Genomic DNA, 25,080 nt, shown 5'->3' with positions numbered 1-25,080 from the left:
GGAATTACTATCTTTGCACCTTCACTAAATTGACACATGAAGATATCATACAACTGGCTTAAGCAGTTTATAAAGATAGATTGGGACGCTGAGAAAACTGGCGAATTACTAACCGATCTTGGTTTAGAAATAGAGGGTATAGAACGCTACGAATCCGTAAAAGGCGGATTGGAGGGTATTGTTGTTGGGGAAGTTTTAACTTGTGTGCAACATCCAAATGCAGATCGCTTAAAAGTTACAACTGTAAATATTGGTACAGATACCCCTTTACAAATTGTCTGTGGTGCACCTAATGTAGCTGCAGGACAAAAGGTACCTGTAGCGACTATTGGAACAACGTTATATACAGCTGAAGGTGAAGCTTGGAAGATAAAAAAAGGGAAGATTCGTGGTGAGGAAAGTCACGGTATGATTTGTGCCGAAGACGAACTAGGTCTTGGAGAATCTCATGATGGTATCATGGTACTCGATGAGAAAATAAAAGTTGGTTCACCTGCATCCTTGGTTTTTAAGATTGAAAACGATGATGTTTTTGAAATCGGTTTAACTCCTAACCGAGCTGATGCTATGAGCCATTATGGAGTGGCTCGCGATTTAAAAGCTGGTTTATTACAACAAGAAATAGCTTTAGAGTTAATTACTCCTTCTGTAAGTTCTTATCATGTAGACGCACGCTCCTTAAAGATCGATGTAGATGTAAAAAATATAGAAAAAGCACCACGCTATTGTGGCGTTACGATTTCTGGAGTTAAGGTAGAGGCATCTCCAAGTTGGTTGCAAAACCGTTTAAAAGCTATTGGCCTATCTCCTATTAATAACATAGTCGATGCAACCAACTATGTATTACATGAGTTGGGACAGCCGCTCCACGCTTTTGATGCACATAAAATTTCTGGTAATAAGATTGAAGTTAAAACGTGTAAATCTGGTACAAAATTTACAACACTCGATGGTGTTATTCGCGAATTACACGAAGATGACCTTATGATATGCGATGCAGAAAAACCAATGTGTATCGCTGGTGTTTTTGGAGGTATCGATTCTGGTGTTACCGAAAGCACATCTAACATATTTTTAGAAAGTGCTTATTTCGATCCTGTAAGTATCCGTAAAACGGCTAAGCGCCATGCTTTAAATACAGATGCATCTTTTAGATTCGAAAGAGGAATAGATCCAAACATTACAGAATATGCCTTAAAACGTGCCGCACTTTTAATAACAGATATTGCAGGTGGCGAGATTGCTAGTGATATTTTTGATGCTTATCAAAATAAAATCAAGGATTTCGAAGTTCGCCTAAGTTTTGAAAATGCAAAAAAGTTAATTGGTGAAGAAATTCCGAAAGAGACTATAAAAAGTATCCTTTCCTCATTAGAAATTAAGGTTAATAATGTCACTGAAGCTGGTTTAGGACTAACGGTTCCTGCATATAGAAATGATGTACAGCGCGAAGCTGATATTATTGAAGAAATACTTAGAGTTTACGGCTACAATAATATCGCCACTACTGAAAAGCTGAATGCTTCTATTTCTAACTCATCCAGATTTGAAGATTATAAACTACAAAATATTATAGGTAACCAATTGGCTTCTCAAGGATTTTATGAGATTTTGGCAAATTCGCTAACCTCACCAAAATATGTAGAGCTAAGTGAAGATTTAAACGAAGACCACAACGTAAAAATGCTAAATCCGCTTAGTAATGATTTAGAAGTGATGCGTCAGTCTCTATTATTTTCTGGATTAGAAGCGGTTTCACATAATATTAATAGAAAACGTGAAGATTTAAAGTTATTTGAATTCGGAAAAACCTATCATCAATATTCTGATACTAGAGAAGAGCATAAACATTTATCTGTTTTTGTAACCGGAAATAAATCAGAGGAACGTTGGAATTCAATTACAACTCCAAGCGATTTTTTCTATTTAAAAGGTACTATAGAAACCGTCTTACAGCGCTTAGGATTGAACCGTTTAAAATCAGCACCAACTAAGAACGACGTTCTTAGTGAAGGAATGAACTTATCTCTTGGAAAGAAACAACTTGTTGATTTTGGATTGGTAAAAAAACCCATCTTGAAGCATTTCGGAATTTCTCAAAATGTATTGTTTGCAGATTTTAATTGGGATAATGTTTTAGACATGGCTCAGCATAATAAAATTAAATTTACCGAGATTTCTAAATATCCTGAAGTACGACGTGACTTTGCACTATTATTAGACAACAATGTATCTTTTGAAGACATTTATACCATCGCAAAGCAAACAGAAAAACAATTGCTAAAAAATGTGAATTTATTTGATGTATATGAAGGTAAAAATTTACCAGCCGGCAAAAAGAGTTATGCGGTAAGTTTTACACTTCAAGACGAAAACAAAACATTAACAGATAAGCAAATTGATAAGATTATGTCTAAGTTACAGACTAATTTCGAGAATAAGCTTGGTGCTGAATTACGATAGCTTAGTGTTATATCATATAAAAAAGACTCATAAAATTTTATGAGCCTTTTTTATTATTTTTTTAGCAGTTAAACCTCAAGGATTGCATTCTTATTCTTTTTACTTTTATCCTTTTTGGGCTTAAATTTTAATTTGAGATTTTTAAACTCTATTGTAATGTATTCTATCAATGCGTACATGAATAATGCAGCTCCAGACATTTCTAGAAACTCTTCGAAACTATACATTAGTGCATAAGTAAGCGTTCTCTCACTATATTTTTCAGCATGCATACCGCTTATGGCTTCCATCACAACGGCTCCAGAAACAAAAAGTACGCCAGCAACAATAAACAGCTTTAATGTCCTTTTAGGTAACTGCATCATAAATTTAAAATATGCAATACCAATTAATAAAGCGATTATAATGTAAGGAATAAACCAAGCATAATATAAAATACCGGTAGTTCCTAAGAGCGACTCCATTGGTGCACGAAGCTGCTCATGGATTTGAATCATTTCATCTAAAGCCAAAAAAACGAAAATAGCAGATAATCCAATCCAATACCAAAATTTTCCACTTTTCTCCTTACTTCCATAACCAATTACTGCTAATAAAATTCCATTAGCTAGTAACATTAAAGATGAAAAATATGTCGGTAGATTAGCTTCTAAATTAACATTGAAGAGCTTAATAAGAAGTCTTGGCACCTTACTCTCCATTCCTGCAGAATTAAATATGAGATAGACAGAAAAAAGATTCCCTATTGCTAACAGTCCCACGGCAATAAAAAGATTGCGGAGAACCTTAGACTTTTGTATTCTAAAATTCATAAAAAATGTTTAATTACAGACAAATAGGGATTTTGTCCAAACGTTTTAGTTATAGCTAGTAGTTAGAGAGTTCGAAGTTAAAATATTTGTTTTATTAAGCTCAATAAATTACTTAAACGACATATAACTTCGTTTAAATGTGCTAGTAATTCAATTATAAAAAATTAAAACACTGATTATTAAATAATTAAGACAACTTCAATTAAGATTGAATATGAGCTCATAATATTTTCAAATATTATACTTTATTTAATAGAAATACACACAAAAGTTGCTATTTTTAACACACTAAAACTTATATAAAATGGCAAAAGTAACATTAGGAGGTACACCTGTAGAAACCAAAGGAAACTTACCACCTGTTGGTAGCAAATCTCCAGATTTTAAACTTACAGCAACTGATCTATCGAGCAAATCTAAAACAGATTATAAAGGCAGTAGATTGGTTCTTAATATATTCCCTAGTGTAGATACTGGCACATGTGCACAATCAATACGAACATTTAATGAAAAAGCCAGTCAATTAGAAAATACTAAAGTATTATGTATCTCAAAAGATTTACCATTTGCAATGGCTCGTTTTTGTGGTGCAGAAGGAATAGAAAATGTAGAAAGCCTTTCTGATTACAAAACCGGAAAATTTGGTGATGATTATGGTTTAACCTTTAAAACTGGAGCTTTTGAAACTCTATTATCGCGTTGCATAGTCGTTATAGATACTGACGGAACTATTTTGCACACAGAGCAAGTTTCAGAAATTGCAGATGAGCCTAATTACGAGAGTGCACTTTCTAGCTTAGCATAACTTTTTATGCAGAAAAAAGATTCTTTTTTAGTTAACAGATTAAAAAGTGTGGGCTATGCTTTTAAAGGAATGCTCATATTAATTAAAACTGAAGCCAGTATAAAAATTCAATTATGTATTGCAATTGTAGTTACTATTGCTGGTTTTTATTTTGAAATTTCTAAAACAGAATGGCTTGTGCAAATTATTATGATTGGCTTGGTAATGAGTATTGAGGGTGTAAATACTGCCATTGAATACATTGCTGACTTTATTCATCCAGATCAGCATCCAAAAATTGGATTAATAAAAGATGTAGCAGCTGGAGCCGTTTTCATTGCTTCAATTGTAGCTGTAATTATAGCAGGCATCATATATTTACCTAAAATTCTTTAGATACCAAAAGCAATAATATAAACGTTACATATTTGTATTTTTGTTGAATTAAAAATTCGCAATAGCTTTAAACTTAAAATGAAATCTTTTCTTGCTATATTTTCTATTGTATTCATTGTTCTAAGCTGTAATTTGAAGGCTAAAAAAATCAATACATCAGAAATTACACACACTCAAATAGATACAATTAAACCCATAGATAATCTTAATCAGACTATCACAAAAGCCTTTGTTTTAGGGCAGTTTGAATATAAAACAGATACTACATTTATAAAAATAAACTCAGAACACTCAGCAAAAACCCTGTATCTTAATAAAGAAGTATATAGTGCTTTTTTAAAAATGTTTCACGCAGCTAAACAAGATGGCATCGTATTAAATATCCTATCTGGCACACGAAATTATGAAGAACAAAAGGTCATTTGGGAACGTAAATGGAATGCGTATAATAATCTTGAACCTTTAGGGCGTGCTCAGAAAATTCTAGAATACAGTTCTATGCCAACCTCTTCTCGTCATCATTGGGGAACGGATTTAGACCTAAATAGTTTAAGTAATTCGTATTTTAGCAACGGAAAAGGCAAAGCTATTTACGATTGGCTGAATGCAAACGCAAACGATTATGGTTTTTATCAAGTTTATACTGAAAAAGAAAACGGAAGAACTGGTTATAATCTTGAAAAATGGCATTGGTCTTATTTGCCCTTGGCTAGTGCCTATATAGAGTTTTATAATGCTAACATCGGTTATGATGATATTAATGGATTTACAGGATCAGAACTTGCAAAAAACTTAAACATTATAGAACACTATGTAAATGGTATTTCTAATAAGGCTAAAGAATACTAATAAATAATAGATTTCCGATTAAACCGGAAAGTAAGAATGGCAAAAAAGACAACTAAAAAGAAAATTACAACCAAGGCAAAGCCAAAGGCTAAAGCTAAAAAGCGGTCATATAAATTATCGAGTCAACAAAAACTCGTTTTTGGTAGCTTGCTAATCATTCTTGGTGTGCTTCTTTTTATATCATTTTTATCTTTTGTGTTTACCGGAAAAGAGGATCAAAGTGTTTTAAGTACATTTCCAGAACGTTCTCAAGAATACAAAAATTGGGCAAATCAATTAGGTGCATGGGTGAGCGAATTCTTTATCACCAAAGGTTTTGGTGTTCCATCTTTTATTTTTTCTGGCTTAGTATTCCTCTCCGGTGTATATGTGACTTTAAATTTGAAGAAAGCCAAATTACGTAAGCATTGGATTTGGGGAACACTAATTGTTATTTGGTTATCTATTTTGTTTGGTTTTTTTACACATAAATATGATATGCTCGGCGGAACTATAGGTTTTGAAATGAATCACTTCTTTCAAGATTATATTGGTAAAATTGGCACTGCCCTATTATTGCTTTTTGGACTCATTGCCTATTTAGCCATTCGATTTAAAGTTACTGGAGATACATTTGTAAATATTTTTAAGCGTGCAAAACGGAATATTAAAGACGACTTTAATTCAGAATCGAACAATTCAGAATCTACTGTAATTATAGATAATAGTTTAACTGAAGAAGCTGAAGCTATAAAATCTGCTTTCGAAATCCCATTAGATAAACCTGAGCCAACTATCAGTAACTACTCCAAACCAGAACCAAAGGATGAAAAGCTGACAATGGAAGTCGCTAAAAAACCAAAAGAAGATACCATTGATACACCAGAATTAGAAATGGAAGTTGAAACGGTTGAAGAAGAAAAATCTGAAACTGATAATCTTTCAGATAAACTCGTGGAAGATTTCGGTCTTTTTGATCCAACGCTCGAATTGGGAAAGTATCAATTTCCACCTTTAGACTTATTAAAAAAATATGATAATGAAGGAATTTCGATAGATCAAGAAGAACTTGAGGAAAATAAAAATAGAATCGTTGAAACGCTAAGTAATTATAAAATAGGTATTAGCAGTATTAAAGCGACTATAGGCCCTACAGTGACGCTTTATGAAATTGTACCAGATGCAGGTATTAGAATTTCAAAAATTAAAAACTTAGAAGATGATATTGCCTTATCACTTGCTGCACTTGGTATACGTATTATAGCACCTATTCCAGGTAAAGGAACTATTGGTATAGAGGTACCGAATAAAAAATCCACTATTGTATCGATGCGTTCGGTTATTGCTTCTCAGAAATTTCAAAAATCAGAAATGCAATTACCAATTGCCTTTGGTAAAACCATTAGCAACGAAACATTTGTTGTGGATTTGGCAAAGATGCCTCACTTACTCATGGCTGGTGCAACTGGGCAAGGTAAATCGGTTGGACTTAATGCAGTTTTAACCTCTTTATTATACAAAAAACATCCTGCAGAAGTTAAGTTTGTATTAGTAGATCCAAAAAAGGTAGAACTTACTTTATTCAATAAAATTGAACGTCATTATTTGGCGAAGTTACCAGATAGTGAAGATGCTATTATTACAGATAATACAAAAGTGATAAATACTTTAAACTCGCTTTGTATTGAAATGGATAATCGTTATGAGATGCTTAAGAACGCATTTTGTAGAAATATTGCCGAATACAATGCTAAATTTAAAGCCAGAAAATTAAACCCAAATGATGGACATGCATTTTTACCATACATCGTTTTGGTAGTTGATGAGTTTGCGGATTTAATAATGACAGCTGGTAAAGAAGTAGAAACACCTATAGCACGTTTAGCACAATTAGCTCGTGCTATTGGTATTCATTTAATAATTGCAACACAGCGTCCTTCAGTAAATGTAATAACAGGTATTATAAAGGCTAACTTCCCAGCGCGAATTGCATTTAGGGTAACGAGTAAAATCGATTCAAGGACTATTTTAGATGGTTCTGGCGCAGATCAATTAATTGGTCGAGGGGATATGCTCTATACACAAGGAAATGATTTAATCCGAATTCAATGTGCATTTGTGGATACACCAGAAGTTGAAAAAGTAACTGAATTTATTGGTTCCCAAAAAGCATATCCTGATGCTCACTTATTACCAGAATATGTCGGTGAGGAAGGTGGCACAAATCTTGATATAGATATATCAGACAGAGATAAGTTGTTTAGAGATGCCGCAGAAATTATTGTGACTGCACAACAAGGTTCGGCTTCTTTATTACAACGAAAGTTGAAATTAGGCTACAACAGGGCTGGTAGAATTATAGACCAATTAGAAGCTGCAGGAATTGTAGGTTCTTTTGAAGGCAGCAAAGCCAGGCAAGTATTAGTGCCCGATTTAGTAGCTTTAGATCAATTATTAGAAAACGAAAAAAATTAATAAGATTATATAATTAATAAAGATGAAAAAATTATTTGTAATAGCATTTGTAGCATTAGGACTTACAACATTTGCACAAAGTGATGCAAAAGCTGAAACATTACTAAATGAGGTAAGCACAAAAATTAAAGCCTATAAAAACATTAGCTTAGACTTTAAATACGAACTAAACAATGTTAGCGAAAATATCTCGCAAGAAACGCGTGGAGATGTGGTTATTGAAGGGGAAAAATATAAACTAAATATCTTAGGCGTTACACGTATTTTTGACGGAGAAACTTTATACACTATAAGTCCAGAAGACGAAGAAGTAACTATTTCTTCAGATAACTCAGAAGACGAAAACACTATTACTCCTAGTAAAATGTTATCGTTTTATGAAGATGGTTATACATACAAAATGGATATTGTTCAAACTGTAAAAGGCAGAAAGATTCAGTACGTAAAATTGAACCCTATTGATACTAATTCTGAAATTAAGCATGTATTGTTAGGTATAGATGCAACTACTAATCATATTTATAATTTAATAGAAGTTGGTAAAAATGGAACAAAAACAACATTAACTGTTAATTCTTTTAAAACCGACCAGCCTATCTCAAAAACCTTATTTACATTTGACGAAGGTAAGTACAGTGATTACTATATCAATAAAATCGATTAAGGTTTAGTTAAACATCTATTTTATTAACGCTCTTAGAGAGATACATGTATAGATATTTATATATAACCATTGAGATAAATAAGAATTAGTGCATGAAAATATTAGATAGGTATATACTTATCACATTCTTAAGGACGTTTTTTAGCGTCTTTATTATATTTATGTTCATCTTTATTTTACAAGGAGTATGGCTCTACATTGCTGAACTTGCTGGTAAAGACCTAGACATATCTGTTACTGCAAAATTTATTCTATACTACATGCCAAAGCTCATTCCTTTGGTTGTTCCCTTAACTGTTTTATTATCATCTATAATGGTGTTTGGTAACTTTGCCGAAAACTATGAATTTGCAGCAATGAAATCTACTGGTATCTCGTTGCAGCGTGCTATGAGAAGTCTAAGTGTATTTATTATTGCACTTGGTATTGGTTGTTTCTTCTTTGCCAACAATGTAATTCCTTGGGGAGAATACAATTTTTATAACCTAAGACGAAATATCGCAAAGAAAAAGCCTGCTCTTGCCATAGCTGAAGGACAATTTAATGACATTGGTAACATAAATATTAAAGTAGAAGAGAAAAGTGGTGATAATGGTGAATTTCTTCATAATGTTATCATCCATGAAAAAATCAAAACACGTAGTGGAAACTATACAGTAATTGTCGCTGAAAAAGGGGAATTAAAGAGTAGTCCAGATTCTAATGTTCTGCAATTAGAATTGATTAATGGAAATCGCTACCAAGAAATTGTTAATAATGATTCAAGAAAAAACACTAATAAACCGCATGCGAGAAGTTATTTTGATAAATACATTATCAATGTAGATTTAGAGGTTTTAAATTCTGACGATTTAGATGAGAAAAGCTACAGTGACAGATATAACATGTTAGACGTAAAGCAACTTAAATATACAATTGATAGCTTGTATAATAAAAAAACAGAAGACTATAATACTTTATCAAGTACACTATATAATAGAACTAATTATCCTGCATTAAATTTAAATATGCAAGTGCCAGAAAAAGACTCCCTCTACACCGGTAATGTTTTAGATCTTTTCACTTCCATTAATAGTAAAATTCAGATTTTAAATTTAGCCGTAAATTCATCTAACAGTACAAAACAGATATTAGATAGTAATAAAAAAACAGCACAAGGCAAGGCTATTTTACTAAACAAACATATTCATGTATTGCACGATAAATTTGTTTTAGCATTTGCATGTATCATACTATTTTTTGTTGGCGCTCCTCTTGGTGCACTTATAAGAAAAGGTGGACTTGGTTTACCAATGGTCATCGCCATAGTATTGTTTTTAACCTATTACTTCTTCGGCATTTTCGCAAAAAACAGTGCTGAAAAAGGAAGTTTTAGTCCAATTATTGGTGCATGGCTTTCAACGGCGGTTATGTTACCTCTAAGTATCTATTTAACCTCTAGAGCTACAAATGATAAAGGAGGTTTCGAAATTGATAGCATTTTAGAACCATTAAAAAAACTATTTAGAATAAAGAAGAAAGAAGTTTCAATTAGCGATCTTGAGTTCGATACAAATTCGAATGAATATAAGACCCTATTAAATTATGATAACGACAAATTAAAAAGTATTATAAAAAATTATAACCCTTCAGATTTTAAGATTGAATATAAAAACTCTGCTATTTCAATTTTAGATTCTAGAGGTATTACCAAACAAGAACTGAAGCTTACAGGTAACCTAACAAATGAAAATTATGAAGAAGCACTTCGCTTAAAAAACACATACGAAGAAGATTCTAAGCTTGCGCTTATTACCTACATAATTTCTACAATACTTTCTGTGGCTGGAAGAATATTTGAAAACAATAAGTTCCCTACTTTAGGTAATACACTTTTTATTATTGGTATAGTTATTTTCGTGATTTTTATTTTTTCACTTATAAAATCTTTCTCCAAACATTCAGATTTATATAAACATTTGGGCAAACCGAAAAGTATCAATGCACTTCTCTATATATTATTAGGATTACCTCTATATTTTATATTTTACTACATTCAGAAAAAACAAATTGATGAGGCACTCGTCTCTCGCAAAAATTTAAAATAACGTACCTTTGTACTATAACTTAGTACTATGATAACCAATACTGTGAATACTAAAACAAGCTTAAATACAATTGAAGAAGCCATCGAAGATATTAGACAAGGCAAAGTTATTATTGTAGTTGATGACGAAAACAGAGAAAATGAAGGAGACTTCTTAGCAGCTGCAGATAAGGTAACACCAGAGATGATAAACTTTATGGCAACGCATGGTCGTGGTTTAATTTGTGCACCACTAACAGAACATCGTTGTGAAGATTTAGAACTCAACATGATGGTTAGAAATAATACAGATCCTATGGAAACGGCATTTACAGTTTCCGTAGATTTAAGAGGAAATGGTGTAAGTACAGGTATATCTGCAAGTGATAGAGCAAAGACAGTACAAGCCTTAGTTAAAAAAGATACTAAGCCATTTGAATTGGCGAGACCTGGACATATTTTTCCTTTGGTAGCAAAGGAAGGTGGTGTTTTAAGGAGAACAGGACATACCGAAGCTGCAATAGATTTTGCGCGTTTAGCTGGTTTTGAACCTGCAGGTGTTATCGTTGAGATAATGAATGAAGATGGTACAATGGCACGCTTACCACAACTCATAGAAGTAGCTAAAAAGTTTAACTTAAAAATAGTATCTATTGAAGATTTAGTGGCTTATCGTATGGAGTACGATTCGCTAATTGAAAAGAAAGAAGATTTTGAGATAGAAACTCGTTTTGGTAAATTCAGACTTAGAGCATACTTACAAACAACAAATAATCAAATACATATTGCTCTTACTAAAGGCAATTGGAAATCAGATGAACCTGTGCTTACTCGTGTAAACTCGAGCTTGGTAAATAATGATATCTTAGGTACTTTAACAAACAATGCGGACCAGAAGCTTGATGATATGTTCAATGCTATTAATTCTGAGAATAAAGGTGCTATTATCTTTATTAATCAGCAGGCAGAATCTATGAACTTACTATCTCGACTCTCAATACTAAAAGAAAGTCAAATCGAAGGTAAACTAACTAAAGCACCTAGAATACCAATGGATTCTAAGGATTTTGGAATTGGAGCACAAATTTTACATGACCTTAAAGTTAGTAAACTTAAGCTTATGTCTAATGCCTTACAAACTAAACGTGTGGGTATGATTGGTTATGGTTTAGAGATTGTTGAGTATGTAAACTACTAGTTTATTATTACTCGTCTTGTTGTAGAAAAATCTCCTGAATATATCTTCAAAATATAAACTCCAGAGTTTAAATTTTCAATATCGAGTTGCTTGGTTTCTTGGCTTTTATTAATTACCAATTGTCCCAAAGAATTAAACAATTCAACACTATCTATATTTTCTTCAGAAATAACATTGATGACATTCGAAGTTGGATTAGGATAAACATCTAACTTATTAGTAAATACATCATCAACACTCAAACCTGTATTTTGATAGACTCTAACATAATCAATTACCATACTACTCTCTGTGAAACTGGGATCTATTGCACCAGCTACACCACCCATAGCCACATTTAAAAGTAAATACTGATCTTCATAAAATGGCCAGGTGTTGTCATCTTTCACTGTAGGGTTATAAGTATAAAAACCTACGCCATCAATTAAAAATGTAATCTGGTTAGGTGACCAGTTCATAGAATATACATGAAACTCATTGGCCACATCATTTAACACATAAGACTGAAAATTTATTGTATTTCCGAAACTAGAAGGTGTGTGCAATGCACTACTTACATGGTTTGTAGCTCCAAGTCCATGTTCCATAATATCTATCTCGCCACAAGCTGGCCAACCTGTTGTACCAAACCCTTGAGTTTGCCAATACGCACCAGCCTCAGTAATATTTTTTCCTAAAGTCCAAATTGCCGGCCAAGTTCCATCACCAAATGGTAATTTTGCCCTTACATCTACTCTACCATAAGTGAATGCAAATTTGGAGTTCAGTCGTGCAGATGTATATTGCTTGGTTTCCCCTTGATCTGTAAAAGATTCTTTTATTGCCACAATATTCAAAAACTCACCATCAACAAATGAATTTTCTATACGATTAGTATAATGTTGCTCCTCGCCATTAAACCAACTTCCTCCTGCAGGTAATTGAGTTTGATGGAACCAATTATTGGTATCTATTGGGCCATTTGTATTAAACTCATCTGACCAGACTAAATCAGAATAAACAATATCTAAAGCATGTGGATCTGTTGGTTCTGTGCCATCATCTATATTATCAATTAAATAAGTGCCAGAAGTTGCAACACCACCATCAATAAAAATGGTTAATCTGTTATAGCTTCCTGTTGCATTAACAGATGTAGAGGTACCACTAAACGTAGCATTAGCAAAATTAAAGCTTATATTTTCTGTCCAGCCAGAACCAGAATTGCTTTGAACAACTTCTACATCTGCATTTATTCCGCTTTCTAGTTTTATCATAATGTTGTGAGCATTAGAGTCGAATTGATAAAAAGATAATGTAATAATTTGTTCTACACTTAAATCTATGGGCTGATTTAAATCCAAGTAAAAACCTTGCCATGGTTCAGAACCATCATTAAAAAACTCACCAACATCATTACTAGAGTTTTCTGGATCAGTGCTAAATGAAAAACTGCTATTGCCAAAAGGTAAAAAATTATCTGTTCCTTCAGAAAAGTCAATAGGCATTTGTTGTGCCAATGATAAGAAGCAAAATAATAAGCACAGTTTGGTTAAAATGTAATTTAACTTCATAACTTTTTTTTATAAAACTATAAATAATTATAAGTGTAAACTAATTTTTAACCTATACGCGAGCAATACATGCACAAAATTATCGCTTCGAGATAATTTTTGTGATGCATTCTACCATCTTATCAGCACGAGCTCTAACTTCATCTTCAGTCCAAGATAATTTTATTAAGCAAGATATGTTTCGAGCAATATAATGATCTGATTGTTCAAAGGTTTTGGTCTGTAGATATTTCAAACCTTCTTTTACTTCTTTAGAAATTGGAAATAAAGATTTCAATTCTTTTAAATGATTCCATTTTCTAATATAATGCCAATTATTTTGGTAATAATTCCAGCACACATCAATTCCATTTTCTTTAAATGCCCCTGACACTTTTTGAGCAGATTCAGCATCTGGCAGAAAGAAATTTAGAAACGCATAGCTCTCCTCGCCTCCTTGTGGCACTGTTCTAAATATAACTTCAGGAATTTGAGATAGTGCTTCTCTAAGTATTGTATAATTCTTCTTTTGTATAGCAATAAACTCTGGTAATCGTCTTATTTGTGCTAAACCTACTGCTGCATGTAACTCAGAAATCCTAAAATTATAGCCTAAAAACGGATGTGTTTCTGCACCTCTATCATTACCAATATGATCATGTCCATGATCACTGTAATGATCTGCATTAATATAATAGTCGTTGTTATTGGTAACCACTGCTCCACCTTCTCCACAAGTAATGGTTTTTACAAAATCGAAAGAAAAACAGCCAATATCTGCTATACTTCCTAATGATTTTCCTTTATAAGTTCCGCCTATGGCCTGGCAAGCATCTTCAACAAAAATTAATTTATGGATATTACAAACTTGTCTTAAAGCATCCATATCTGCCATACTTCCACACATTTGCACAACCATAACTGCTTTGGTTTTTGAAGTCACAGCAGCTTCAACCGCTTTAGGATCTAATGTTAATGTATCATCAATATCCACTAAAACAGGGATGGCACCCAACATCATAATAGCTTCAAAACTCGCTACAAAAGTAAATGTTGGCATAATAACCTCATCACCTGCGCCAACACCTGCAGATGCTAATGCAACAGATACAGCAGCAGTACCACTAGAGACTAATTGCACATGACTAGAACCAAATGTTTTTTCGAGTTCAGATTCTAATTCTTTAGCTTTCCAGTGGCCTTTGCGCATACCATCAAAGCCATAACGCATTAAAACTCCGTTGTCTAAAACATCATTGACTTCCTTTCGTTCTAGGTCACTAAATAATTCGAATCCTGGCATAAATTTTATTACAATTAAAAGTTGAATTTACTCAAACAAATATAAGTTTTGAGATTTTTTTTTAATAAAATATTTACAATTCTATGATGGTTTCAGACAACGGCTTTCTTACTTTCTTAAAGTCAGCAAACATATCATCATCCGCTCTGTAACCAACAGGAAACATCAAAACAGACGCTAGACCATGTTTTTCTAAATTCAAGGCTCTATCTATCTGATCTGGAATAAAACCTTCCATAGGACAACTATCAATGCCTTCAACAGCGCAAACTGTCATTAAATTTCCCAATGCAATATAAGCTTGCTTACTCGCCCAACCTATCTTCTTGTCAACTGGCATACCATTAATTGTAGATTTCATTTGTGCTTTAAACGGTTCTAAAATGGTATCTGGAGTATTTCTTATTGTCTTAATTGTTTCAAAATGCTTATTGACATCTTCTTCATCTATTTCAGTCTGAATACATAATACCAGTAAATGCGAAGCATCTGCAACTTGACGTTGACCATAAGACAATTCTACCAAATTTTCTCTAAGCTCTTTATTTTCAACAACAACAAGTTTTAAAGTTTGTAAACCATAAGACAGTGCAGTTAGGTTAAAGGCTTCTTTTAAAATGGTAAGTTTTTCTTCAGAAAGTGATCTAGTATTATCAAATTTTTTGGTGGCATAACGCCATTTTAATTTTTCTATTATAGACATTGATTTTATTTTTTGTAAAAATACGCAATTATGGGTTGTTTGATTTTACAACTTAAAGCGAATTATTAATTTCAAGAGCATGGATAAATTAAAATTTAACGGTTTTCAGGGTATTATAGAATAATGTTCAATACTAAATTTGTAAAGTAAAACTTAATAATAAATAGTCATAAAAATAATAGTGTATACAATTCTCAATCTAATAAAGCAATCTTGCAACTTTAATGTAAATCTTGAAAAATATATGTCATTACTAATATTAAAAAGGTGTAAAGAAATTAAGATTGGAATGTAATATAAGTACTGAGGCAAATGATTAAAAGATGGTCTAAATATTATAAGACTGAAACTATCTTTTACTTTTCTGTCAAAGAAACAAACAATAAAACGACTATTATTAATACAAATAATTACCGTTTAACCTATTTTTTTGTATGTTTGTCGATGTAGTGTGATTTTCATAGATCCCATAGACTTGATCATATCTTAATTAGAATCCATTAGCAATATGAATAGAAAATTTACATTTATACTAGCATTACTGTTTACCATTAATATTTTTTCTCAGGATTTTAGTGCTATATGGAACACCGCTAACATAGAAAACAATTCCACTCTAGATAACCAAATTGAAATTCCAACTAACCCAACTTTTACATACAACTACACAGTGGATTGGGGAGATGGTAATACAGATACTAACGTTACTGGCAATATCACTCATACATATGCATCTATAGGTAGTTACACCATAAATATATCAGGAACTTTTCCTCAAATATATTTTAATGATACTGGCGATCGACTAAAGATTGAAGAAATCCTCGATTGGGGAAATATTCAATGGCTAAGTATGGAGAACTCCTTTTATGGTTGTAGAAACTTAAATTTTGATGCCATTTCCTCACCAGATTTATCGCAGGTAACAAGTTTACAAAATATGTTTAGGGATTGTATTTCTTTTAATGGTATTGTCAATAATTGGAATACGAGTACCATAACTAATATATCGGGTATGTTCGCTGATGCTGGTATATTTAATAGACCATTAGATAATTGGAATGTCAGCTCTGTTACAGATATGTCTGAAACATTTTTTGATGCAGGAAATTTTAATGAGCCTCTAGACAGCTGGAATACTTCTTCTGTAACTGATATGTCTGGAATGTTTAACGAGGCTTCCTCTTTCAATCAAAATATAGACAATTGGAGCGTCAATCAAGTGACTACAATGTTTCGCATGTTTAGAGGAACATCTCAATACAATTCACCCTTAAACTCTTGGAATGTAGCTAACGTTACAACGATGCACGAGATGTTTGAAGACGCACGAGTGTTTAATCAACCATTAGATAATTGGGATGTAAGTAATGTTACTGACATGACAGGTATGTTTGAGGATGCAAATGCATTTAATCAACCAATTGAAGCATGGAATGTTGGTAGTGTAACGCTTATGGACTATATGTTTAAAGAGGCTAGTGTATTTAATCAACCACTAGCCAATTGGAATGTAAGTAATGTCACTTCAATGATTCTCATGTTTGAGAGAGCTAGATTATTTAATCAACCAATAAATAGTTGGGATGTAAGTAACGTAACCAGTATGCGAGGTATGTTTGATGGCATATTTGGCGGTACTGACTTCAATCAGCCACTAAACCTATGGAATACAGGCAATGTTACTGATATGAGTACCATGTTCAGAAGATGTGATTTTAATCAACCCATTGGTAATTGGAATGTTACCAATGTAACTAACATGTCTTCTATGTTCAATCTAACTCCTGATTTCGATCAACCTTTAGATAATTGGAACGTTGCCCAAGTGGATAATATGGCAAGTATGTTTAGTAGTGCAGAACAATTTAATCAACCATTAAATAATTGGACTACTAATGCGCTTACAAACATTCAAAATATATTCTCTAATACTCCACAATTTAACCAACCGCTAGAAAATTGGAATGTGAGCAACGTCACAAATATGTCTAATGCATTTAATGGAGCTTCAGTTTTTAATCAAAGTCTTGGTTCTTGGGATATTACAAGTGTAACAAACATGACTAATATGCTAAGCAATTCTGACTTATCACTAGAAAACTATGATATTACACTTATAGATTGGTCAGCTCAAAGTGTTCAGAATAATGTGTCTTTAGGTGCCATATCTCTAACCTATTGTGATAGTCTAGATGAAAGACAAGATCTCATTGACGACCACAATTGGACAATAACTGGTGATAGTGTTGATTGTTCCTTCGTATTATGTACTGATATAATTTCACCTATCGATGGTGACTTAAATGTGCCTGCCAATTCTAATATCATATGGAATCCTGCACCTAACGCGACAGGTTATTTAGTTAGTATACGCAGAGAAGATGATATGGGTAACATATTACAAATCATATTTGATAATGAAGACGTTGGTAATGTAGTAAGCGTAACCTTTACAAATGAATTTCTTTCTGGTGATAACGTATTTGTTACTGTAATTCCTTACAATGACGAAGGGCCAGCTGTTGGTTGTGAGGAAACCTATTTTAAAACTGTTGAAAGTTGGGTAAACAGTCCTGAAGCATTCAAGTTAACGTACGATACACAACTTCAAGAAAGTAATCAAACTACACCTCCAAATCAATTGAAAATTCAAGCGAATTCGGGTATAACTTACAATTATTCCATTGATTGGGGAGATGGACAATATAACAATAATGTTACAGGAGAGCTCACTCATACATACTTAATCCCAGGTGTTTATACGGTCAGTATAATCGGTGATTTTCCTGCACCAAGACATGAAGAATTTAATAGTGATGCTTTTAAACTCATAAGTATAGACCAATGGGGAACTCAAATTTGGGAATCTATGCAAGGAGCATTTGCAGGTTGTGATAACATGGAATATAATGCAACAGATATACCTAACCTCTCGATTGTAACTGATATGAGCAGAATGTTTATCGTCTGTCAAAATTTTAATGGCAATATAAATAATTGGGACGTCAGTAATGTCACTAACATGTTCGCAACTTTTGGCGTAGCCAGTATATTCAACCAACCCTTAAATAATTGGGATGTTAGTAATGTAACCAATATGTCTTTGATGTTCTTTAGAACAGACGAATTTGATCAAAATATTGATAACTGGAATACATCAAATGTAACTACCATGAGTAGAATGTTTGAAGATGCAAAAGCATTTAACCAAACCATAAATAATTGGAATGTTGGCAACGTAACTACTATGGAAAGTATGTTTAAGCGTGCAACTGTTTATAATCAATCTTTAAACAATTGGAATGTTAGCAGCGTTGAAACAATGGAAGATATGTTTGAGTCTGCCACTGCTTATAATAATGATATAAGTAGTTGGAATGTTAGCAATGTTACAAACATGGAAAGTATGTTCAGATCTGCGAGTACTTTCAATCAACCAATAGCATTATGGGATGTTGATAATGTACTTAACATGAGCCAAATGTTTGCAAGTGCAACTGATTTTAATCAACCAATTAATGCTTGGAATGTTAGTAACGTTATAACTATGAGCTCAATGTTTTCTGGTGCAACTTCATTCAATCAATCATTAAATCTTTGGGATGTATCATCAGTCACTAATATGTCTAGCATGTTTAGAAATGCTTCGTCATTCAATCAAAATATTAATAGCTGGAATGTTACAAACGTCTTAACAACTGCTAGTATGTTTGAGAATGCCACCGCATTTAACGAACCTTTAAATCAGTGGGATGTCAACTCTGTAGTGAATATGAGTTCTATGTTCGAAGGTGCAGCTATTTTTAATCAACCTATAGACAATTGGGATGTGAGTGCAGTTGCTACTATGTCTTCTATGTTTGAAGATGCAACAAGTTTTAATCAACCATTAAATGCTTGGGATGTAAGTTCTGTAACACTTACAGATGCTATGTTTAAAGGAGCCTCTCTTTTCGACAATCCAATAAATAGTTGGAATGTCGCTTCTGTCACCAATATGATGTCCATGTTTGAAGATGCGACAGACTTTAATCAGCCCTTAAATAACTGGGATACTGGCGAAGTACTTACAATGGAAGCGATGTTTAAAGGAGCTACCACATTTAATCAAGACATAGATAATTGGGATGTGTCTTTCGTAACTACCATGGAAGAAATGTTTATGCAAGCAACAACTTATAACCAAGCCATGGAATCATGGAATGTTGCCTCTGTAACGACCATGGAAGGTATGTTTCAAGATGCGACTTCATTTGATAGCGCTATAAATAGCTGGAATGTGCGTCAAGTACTAACCATGGAAAATATGTTCTATGGAGCAACATCTTTTAATCAGACCTTAAATAATTGGCGTGTCACAGGAGTTGAGAATATGGAGAATATGTTTAGAGATGCTACATCATATAATCAATCTATGGATGCTTGGAATATTGGCACTGTAACTATGCGAAGTATGTTTAGAGATGCAAGTGCATTTAATCAAAATTTAGTGGATTGGGACATAAGTAATGTTACTAATGCAACCAATATGTTAGATCGTTCTGGCTTATCTAGAGAAAATTACGATGCCACTTTAATAGCATGGTCAGATCTTACCTTAACACCAGGACTAACTCTCGGTGCTTCCACACTACTCTACTGTGATGCATTACAAGAAAGACAAGATATTATAACTAATTATGGTTGGAATATCGTTGGAGATGTTTTAGACTGTCCTATCCCAGAATGTACACAATTAATTTTACCATTAAACGGAGCAACAGATGTGCCTGTAAATACAAATTTGACTTGGGAAGATGTGCTATTTGCTAATGGTTTTCGTTTAGAAATAACAATACAGCCAAGTGGTACAGTCATCAATGAAACTTTAGGCGATGTCACTTCATATGAATTTCCAACTGATTTCGCTGGTGGAGAAACTGTTTTTGTAACAATCATTCCTTTTAATGATAATGGAGAAGCTATAGGACCATGTGCGGAAGAAAGTTTTACAATATCAACAGATCCTGCAACCATTCCAGATTGTACAAATCTTACATTACCATTAAATGGTGATACCGAAGTTGAAGTTGATACTGATTTAAGTTGGTCACCGATTACTAATGCTAATGGTTATAGAATAACTGTAGTTACAAATCCTGGAGGTGTAATACTAGTAAATAATGAAGATGTAGGTAATATTAACACGTATGAATTTACTACTGATTTACCTGAAGAAACTGTTATAGATGTAACAATTACACCTTATAATGATGAAGGTGATGCTAATAGTTGCGCTACAGAAAGTTTTACAACGCAAACCATTCCTAGAGCACCTTTATGCACAAGTTTAAGTAATCCACTTAATAATGCAATAGATGTAGCAATAGATACAGATATAACTTGGGATACAGTACCAGATGCAACTGGTTATTTAATCAGTATAGGTACTACAAGTGGTGGAATTGAAATAGCCAATAGTATAGATGTTGGTAATATGACAACATATAATATCCCAAATGACCTACAAAATAGCAGAACGTATTACGTCACAATAATTCCTTATAATGCAATTGGAGATGCAACAGGTTGTACTGAAGAAACTTTCAGAACTGAAGATCCTATTTCAACAAGTCCTGTCTGTACTAATCTTACAAGTCCTATAGATGGAGCTATAGATGTCGCTATAGATTTAAACCAAATCACTTGGAACGTAGCAACAAATGCAACTTCATATAGAATAACAATTACAGGAACAGCCAACAATAATATTACCAACTTTGAAACCACAGATACATTCTACGATTTCACAAATCCGTTTCTAAATGGAGAAGTTGTCACTGTTACTATTATTCCATTTAACGCAACTGAAAATGCAACAGGTTGTAGTATTGAAAGTTTTACTATTATTCCTGTAGTACCAAGCTGTACAACCCTTGCCAATCCTTTAAATGGATCTACAGATGTTGCTATAGACTTAAATCAAATCACTTGGAATGCGGCAACAAATGCTACTTCATATAAGGTTGCTATTACAGGAACTGCGAACAACAACATTACGAATTTTGAAACAACGGACACCTTCTACAATTTTACTAATCCGTTTTTAAATGATGAAGTTGTAACTATAACTATTATTCCTGTTAACGGAACTGTTGAGGCTTTTAATTGTTCTTCAGAAAGTTTTACAATTATTGCTGAAACACCAAACTGTACTAACCTTCTTAGTCCAATAGATACTGATATAGGTGTTGCAGTAGATTTAAATCAAATGACTTGGAATGCTGTAACTAATGCTACAAGTTACAAAGTCACTATCACTGGTACTGCAAATAATAATATTACCGATTTTGAAACATCAGATACATTCTATGACTTTACAAATCCATTTTTAAATAGCGAAGTGGTTAATGTAACTATTATTCCTATTGATGGCACTGTAGAAGCTGTAAATTGTGTTTCGGAGAGTTTTACTATTATTGCCGAAACACCAGGTTGTACAAATCTTACTAGTCCTTTAGATGGAGCTACAGATATTGCGATAGATTTAAACCAAATCACTTGGAATGCAGCAACAAATGCCACTTCATATAAGGTCACTATTACAGGAACTGCAAATAACAATGTTACCGATTTTGAAACATCAGATACCTTCTACAATTTTGCTAATCCTTTTTTAAATGATGAGGTTGTAACTATAACTATTATTCCTGTTAATGGAACTGTTGAGGCTGTTAATTGTTCTTCTGAAAGTTTTACCATTATTGCTGAAACGCCAAGCTGTACCAATCTAATGAGTCCTTTAGATGGCGCTGTTAATATTACAACTGCTCTGAACATTATAACATGGAATTCAGTAACTGATGCTACTTTGTATAAAGTTACCATCACTGGTACTATGAATAATGATATTATCGATTTTGAAACAACAGATTCTTTTTACAATTTTACTAATCCATTTTTGAATAATGAAGTTGTAACTGTAACTATCATTCCTGTAAACGGAACTGTTGAGGCTGCAGGTTGTGCTTCAGAGAGTTTTACTATAATTGCCGAAACACCAAGTTGTACTAACCTTGCAAGTCCTTTAGATGGTGCTATTGACGTCACTACCACACTAAATCAAATCACTTGGAGTACAGCAACAAATGCTACTTCATATAAAGTTACTATCACAGGAACAGCGGATAACAACGTAACTGATTTTGAAACTAATGACACCTTCTACAATTTTACTAATCCGTTTATAAATGAAGAGGTTGTAAACGTTACTATCATTCCTATTAATGGAACTGTTGAGGCTGTTAATTGTTCTTCAGAAAGTTTTACAATTATTGCTGAAACACCTGGCTGTACCAATCTTACTAGCCCAATGGATGGTGCTATAGATATTGAAACTATTCTAAATCAAATCACATGGAATTCAGTAGCTAACGCCACTTCCTATAAAGTTACCATAACTGGTACTGTGAATAATAATATTAGTGATTTTGAAACAACAGATACGTTCTACAACTTTACCAATCCATTCTTAAACAATGAAGTAGTTGCTGTAACGATTATCCCTATCAATGGAACTGTTGAAGCCGCAGGATGTATTTCAGAAAGTTTTGATATGGTAAAAACTCCACTTTGTACTAATCTTATTAGCCCTTTTGATGGGGAAACAGATGTAGCAGTAGAAACCACCTTAAGTTGGGAATCCATTTTAAACGCAGATGGTTACTTATTATCTGTAGGTACATCATCAGGTGGAACAGACATTATAGATAATTTAGACGTTGGACTCACAACATCATATAGTTTTGACGATGATTTAGAAAGTATAACCACCTATTACATTACTATTATTGCATACAATATAAATGGAGATGCTGAAAACTGTTCAGAAGGTACATTTACTAGCCTTTTAGTGCCAAAGAATGATGTAAAGTATGGCTTCTCTCCTAATGGAGATGGTGTAAACGATTTTTGGAATATTGAAGGGATAGAAGATCATCCTCAAAATACGGTAACTATTTATAATAGATGGGGAGATTTAGTCTTTGAGATTAATGATTATAATAATACGTCTAATGTCTTTAGAGGTATAGCAAATAGAAAAACCAAAATGGGTGCTGGCAAACTACCAGATGGTACTTACTTTTTTCAGTTTTCAATTAGTGGCGAACATAATTTTAAAACCTTAAAAGGTTACGTTGTTATTAAAAGATAAAGAGATGAATTTTAGAAAAAAAATAACAGCTACAACTGTAATCATTGGATTAGTAATGTCTTTACTAAATACTGTTTTTGCTCAGCAAACACCTTTATTTTCAGAGTATAATTACAATCCGTTTTTAATAAACCCTGCTTATGCTGGTGGCACACCAAGTACTGAGTTTTCTATAAGTAATTCGGGCTACTTTAACCAATTTGAAGGCAGTCCTCAAAATTTTGCTTTAAGCGGACATGGCTCCGTTAATCGAAGAAAAATAGGCCTTGGTGCTGGTATCATTAGAGATCAAATTGGAGTTACGACTTCCACTAGCTTTTTTGCTGCATATGCCTATAAGATATATTTTGATTTTGATAGCGACCGTCCTTATTGGCAGAACTACCATCCTGGTGTACTTTCTTTTGGTATTACAGCTGGTGTGCAACAATATCAAGACAACTTAACTGAACTAGGTATTATCAATGACGAAGTTTTTGCCGAAGATATTAATGCAACAGTACCAACCATTGGTTTTGGTTTTTTGTTTAATCACAACGCCTTCTATGTTGGTTTTTCTTCACCAAATGTTATAGGCGATGCTCTCGTTTCCGATAAGAGTTTTAATATTACAAATACCTATTATGGTTATTTTGGATATCGTTTTTACAACAATCGTTTTGAAAATTTAATGATTAAACCAAACGTATTATTAAAGTATGAAAATGGTGCCCCATTACAGGCAGACATTAATGTTACTGTAAGTTTTAGAAACAAATTTGAACTCGGGGCTGGTTATAGAACCAGTAACTCTTATAACCTATTAGCAGGTATATATCTGTTTAATAATTTTCGAGTTATTTATAATTATAATCTCGCAACAAATAATTCTCCCATTGGAAATACACATGGTCTTATCTTAAGTTATCAGTCAAAAAAAGGATATAGTAATAATTAAACATCAATTTTAGAATTACTTCGTTACTAAGACTTTTCGATTCTACTTCAAATAACATAACATAGGCTTCAACAGATGTATTAGATTTTGAATAACTTTAGCATGAGTTATAAATGAAACTTAATTAATGAATATTGCTATTCTTATTCTTGCTGCAGGTAGTTCTACCAGAATGAATTCTGCCAAACAGCTATTACCAGTTGGTAACACTACATTGTTAGGTATAGTCATTGAGAATGCATTACAATCTGATGCCAATAAAGTCTATTGCGTTTTAGGTGCAAATCTAAAGGCTATAGAAAAATCTATTTCAAAATACAGTATTGAAACCATTTTTAATCCTGAATATAAATCTGGATTGAGTTCTAGTATAGTTACAGGAATTCAACATATATCCAATCAAAAACTTGATGCGATTATATTGCTATTGGGTGACCAACCCTTTATAAAAACTCAATATATAAATAGTATGATTACTAGTTATAAAAATCATTACGGAAAAATAGTAGCTTCAACTTATACTAAAACTTATGGTGTTCCAGCCATAATTCCTAAAAACCATTTTGATAAATTGCTAATGCTTAAAGGAGACAAAGGTGCTAAAGCATTTTTAAATTCTAACGAGCAAGATGTTATTCCTTTAGATGATGCCAATTTGGTAGATATTGATACTATAGAAGATTATGAAGAGTTGTTAAATTCTAAAAAAACTCAATAAAATAC

15 protein-coding genes are annotated in these 25,080 nt (G+C 32.9%); 11 read left to right on the top strand and 4 right to left on the bottom strand.

The genetic code is table 11. The features are described from left to right. Window positions 1–36: 36 nt before the first annotated feature. Window positions 37–2,463 carry a phenylalanine--tRNA ligase subunit beta gene (gene pheT / locus Q0822_RS13110; RefSeq protein ID WP_299124390.1) on the top strand — a complete coding sequence of 809 codons (2,427 nt, stop codon included), beginning with the start codon at window positions 37–39 and terminating at the stop codon, window positions 2,461–2,463. A gap of 68 nt (window positions 2,464–2,531) precedes the next feature. On the opposite strand, the gene Q0822_RS13105 is transcribed toward pheT, so the two are convergent. Further along, window positions 2,532–3,224 (bottom strand): hypothetical protein, encoded by a 693-nt coding sequence (locus Q0822_RS13105; RefSeq protein ID WP_299124388.1) that lies wholly within the window; start codon window positions 3,222–3,224, stop codon window positions 2,532–2,534. Window positions 3,225–3,579: 355 nt separating this feature from the next. On the opposite strand from Q0822_RS13105, the gene tpx reads away from it, so the two are divergent. The 7 genes from tpx (at window position 3,580) to ribB (ending at window position 11,685) form a co-directional block, all read left to right on the top strand. Continuing rightward, window positions 3,580–4,080 carry a thiol peroxidase gene (tpx, locus tag Q0822_RS13100; protein WP_299124386.1) on the top strand — a complete coding sequence of 167 codons (501 nt, stop codon included), beginning with the start codon at window positions 3,580–3,582 and terminating at the stop codon, window positions 4,078–4,080. A gap of 6 nt (window positions 4,081–4,086) precedes the next feature. Next, window positions 4,087–4,455, top strand: a complete 369-nt coding sequence (locus Q0822_RS13095) for a diacylglycerol kinase family protein (RefSeq protein ID WP_299124383.1) — start codon at window positions 4,087–4,089, stop codon at window positions 4,453–4,455. Between the two features lie 78 nt (window positions 4,456–4,533). Beyond that, window positions 4,534–5,304 (top strand): M15 family metallopeptidase, encoded by a 771-nt coding sequence (locus Q0822_RS13090; RefSeq protein WP_299124381.1) that lies wholly within the window; start codon window positions 4,534–4,536, stop codon window positions 5,302–5,304. Window positions 5,305–5,340: 36 nt separating this feature from the next. Continuing rightward, window positions 5,341–7,758, top strand: a complete 2,418-nt coding sequence (locus Q0822_RS13085) for a DNA translocase FtsK (RefSeq protein WP_299124379.1) — start codon at window positions 5,341–5,343, stop codon at window positions 7,756–7,758. A 22-nt stretch (window positions 7,759–7,780) separates the two neighbouring features. Next, window positions 7,781–8,422, top strand: a complete 642-nt coding sequence (locus Q0822_RS13080) for an outer membrane lipoprotein carrier protein LolA (RefSeq protein WP_299124377.1) — start codon at window positions 7,781–7,783, stop codon at window positions 8,420–8,422. A gap of 92 nt (window positions 8,423–8,514) precedes the next feature. After that, window positions 8,515–10,509, top strand: coding sequence for an LptF/LptG family permease (locus Q0822_RS13075; protein WP_366125110.1), 1,995 nt, complete (start codon window positions 8,515–8,517; stop codon window positions 10,507–10,509). A gap of 27 nt (window positions 10,510–10,536) precedes the next feature. Further along, complete coding sequence (gene ribB, locus Q0822_RS13070) at window positions 10,537–11,685, top strand: 3,4-dihydroxy-2-butanone-4-phosphate synthase (protein WP_299124376.1); 1,149 nt, start codon at window positions 10,537–10,539, stop codon at window positions 11,683–11,685. Here ribB and Q0822_RS13065 read toward each other — a convergent pair. The 3 genes from Q0822_RS13065 to Q0822_RS13055 form a co-directional block, all read right to left on the bottom strand. After that, window positions 11,682–13,238 carry a family 16 glycosylhydrolase gene (locus Q0822_RS13065; RefSeq protein WP_299124375.1) on the bottom strand — a complete coding sequence of 519 codons (1,557 nt, stop codon included), beginning with the start codon at window positions 13,236–13,238 and terminating at the stop codon, window positions 11,682–11,684. The two genes, ribB and Q0822_RS13065, sit on opposite strands and share 4 nt — an antisense overlap. 79 nt (window positions 13,239–13,317) lie before the next feature. Then, the gene (locus Q0822_RS13060) at window positions 13,318–14,520 is read right to left on the bottom strand and encodes a DegT/DnrJ/EryC1/StrS family aminotransferase (protein ID WP_299124374.1); all 1,203 of its coding nucleotides are present in this window, start codon (window positions 14,518–14,520) and stop codon (window positions 13,318–13,320) included. Window positions 14,521–14,593: 73 nt separating this feature from the next. Further along, the gene (locus Q0822_RS13055) at window positions 14,594–15,223 is read right to left on the bottom strand and encodes an NAD(P)H-dependent oxidoreductase (protein WP_299124373.1); all 630 of its coding nucleotides are present in this window, start codon (window positions 15,221–15,223) and stop codon (window positions 14,594–14,596) included. Window positions 15,224–15,731: 508 nt separating this feature from the next. Between Q0822_RS13055 and Q0822_RS13050 the strand changes: the two genes are divergently transcribed. From Q0822_RS13050 to Q0822_RS13040, 3 genes are all read left to right on the top strand, one after another. After that, the gene (locus tag Q0822_RS13050) at window positions 15,732–23,420 is read left to right on the top strand and encodes a BspA family leucine-rich repeat surface protein (RefSeq protein ID WP_299124372.1); all 7,689 of its coding nucleotides are present in this window, start codon (window positions 15,732–15,734) and stop codon (window positions 23,418–23,420) included. 4 nt (window positions 23,421–23,424) lie between these two features. Further along, the gene (locus Q0822_RS13045) at window positions 23,425–24,357 is read left to right on the top strand and encodes a PorP/SprF family type IX secretion system membrane protein (RefSeq protein WP_299124370.1); all 933 of its coding nucleotides are present in this window, start codon (window positions 23,425–23,427) and stop codon (window positions 24,355–24,357) included. A 127-nt stretch (window positions 24,358–24,484) separates the two neighbouring features. Beyond that, complete coding sequence (locus tag Q0822_RS13040; protein ID WP_299124368.1) at window positions 24,485–25,075, top strand: nucleotidyltransferase family protein; 591 nt, start codon at window positions 24,485–24,487, stop codon at window positions 25,073–25,075. Window positions 25,076–25,080 lie beyond the last annotated feature (5 nt).

It is taken from the genome of uncultured Winogradskyella sp. (assembly GCF_947496485.1).
Classification (GTDB): domain Bacteria; phylum Bacteroidota; class Bacteroidia; order Flavobacteriales; family Flavobacteriaceae; genus Winogradskyella.
The sequence above is the reverse complement of the archived record's forward strand: the minus strand, read 5'-3'. Positions and strand labels throughout refer to the sequence as shown.

Excerpts from the sequence above, each read along its gene's own strand:
- Q0822_RS13055 (WP_299124373.1), bottom strand. The coding sequence starts at position 15,223 with ATGTCTATAATAGAAAAATTAAAATGGCGTTATGCCACCAAAAAATTT.
- ribB (WP_299124376.1), top strand. The coding sequence starts at position 10,537 with ATGATAACCAATACTGTGAATACTAAAACAAGCTTAAATACAATTGAA.
- Q0822_RS13090 (WP_299124381.1), top strand. The coding sequence starts at position 4,534 with ATGAAATCTTTTCTTGCTATATTTTCTATTGTATTCATTGTTCTAAGC.
- tpx (WP_299124386.1), top strand. The coding sequence starts at position 3,580 with ATGGCAAAAGTAACATTAGGAGGTACACCTGTAGAAACCAAAGGAAAC.
- Q0822_RS13065 (WP_299124375.1), bottom strand. The coding sequence starts at position 13,238 with ATGAAGTTAAATTACATTTTAACCAAACTGTGCTTATTATTTTGCTTC.
- pheT (WP_299124390.1), top strand. The coding sequence starts at position 37 with ATGAAGATATCATACAACTGGCTTAAGCAGTTTATAAAGATAGATTGG.
- Q0822_RS13050 (WP_299124372.1), top strand. The coding sequence starts at position 15,732 with ATGAATAGAAAATTTACATTTATACTAGCATTACTGTTTACCATTAAT.
- Q0822_RS13095 (WP_299124383.1), top strand. The coding sequence starts at position 4,087 with ATGCAGAAAAAAGATTCTTTTTTAGTTAACAGATTAAAAAGTGTGGGC.
- Q0822_RS13075 (WP_366125110.1), top strand. The coding sequence starts at position 8,515 with ATGAAAATATTAGATAGGTATATACTTATCACATTCTTAAGGACGTTT.
- Q0822_RS13085 (WP_299124379.1), top strand. The coding sequence starts at position 5,341 with ATGGCAAAAAAGACAACTAAAAAGAAAATTACAACCAAGGCAAAGCCA.
- Q0822_RS13060 (WP_299124374.1), bottom strand. The coding sequence starts at position 14,520 with ATGCCAGGATTCGAATTATTTAGTGACCTAGAACGAAAGGAAGTCAAT.
- Q0822_RS13045 (WP_299124370.1), top strand. The coding sequence starts at position 23,425 with ATGAATTTTAGAAAAAAAATAACAGCTACAACTGTAATCATTGGATTA.
- Q0822_RS13040 (WP_299124368.1), top strand. The coding sequence starts at position 24,485 with ATGAATATTGCTATTCTTATTCTTGCTGCAGGTAGTTCTACCAGAATG.
- Q0822_RS13080 (WP_299124377.1), top strand. The coding sequence starts at position 7,781 with ATGAAAAAATTATTTGTAATAGCATTTGTAGCATTAGGACTTACAACA.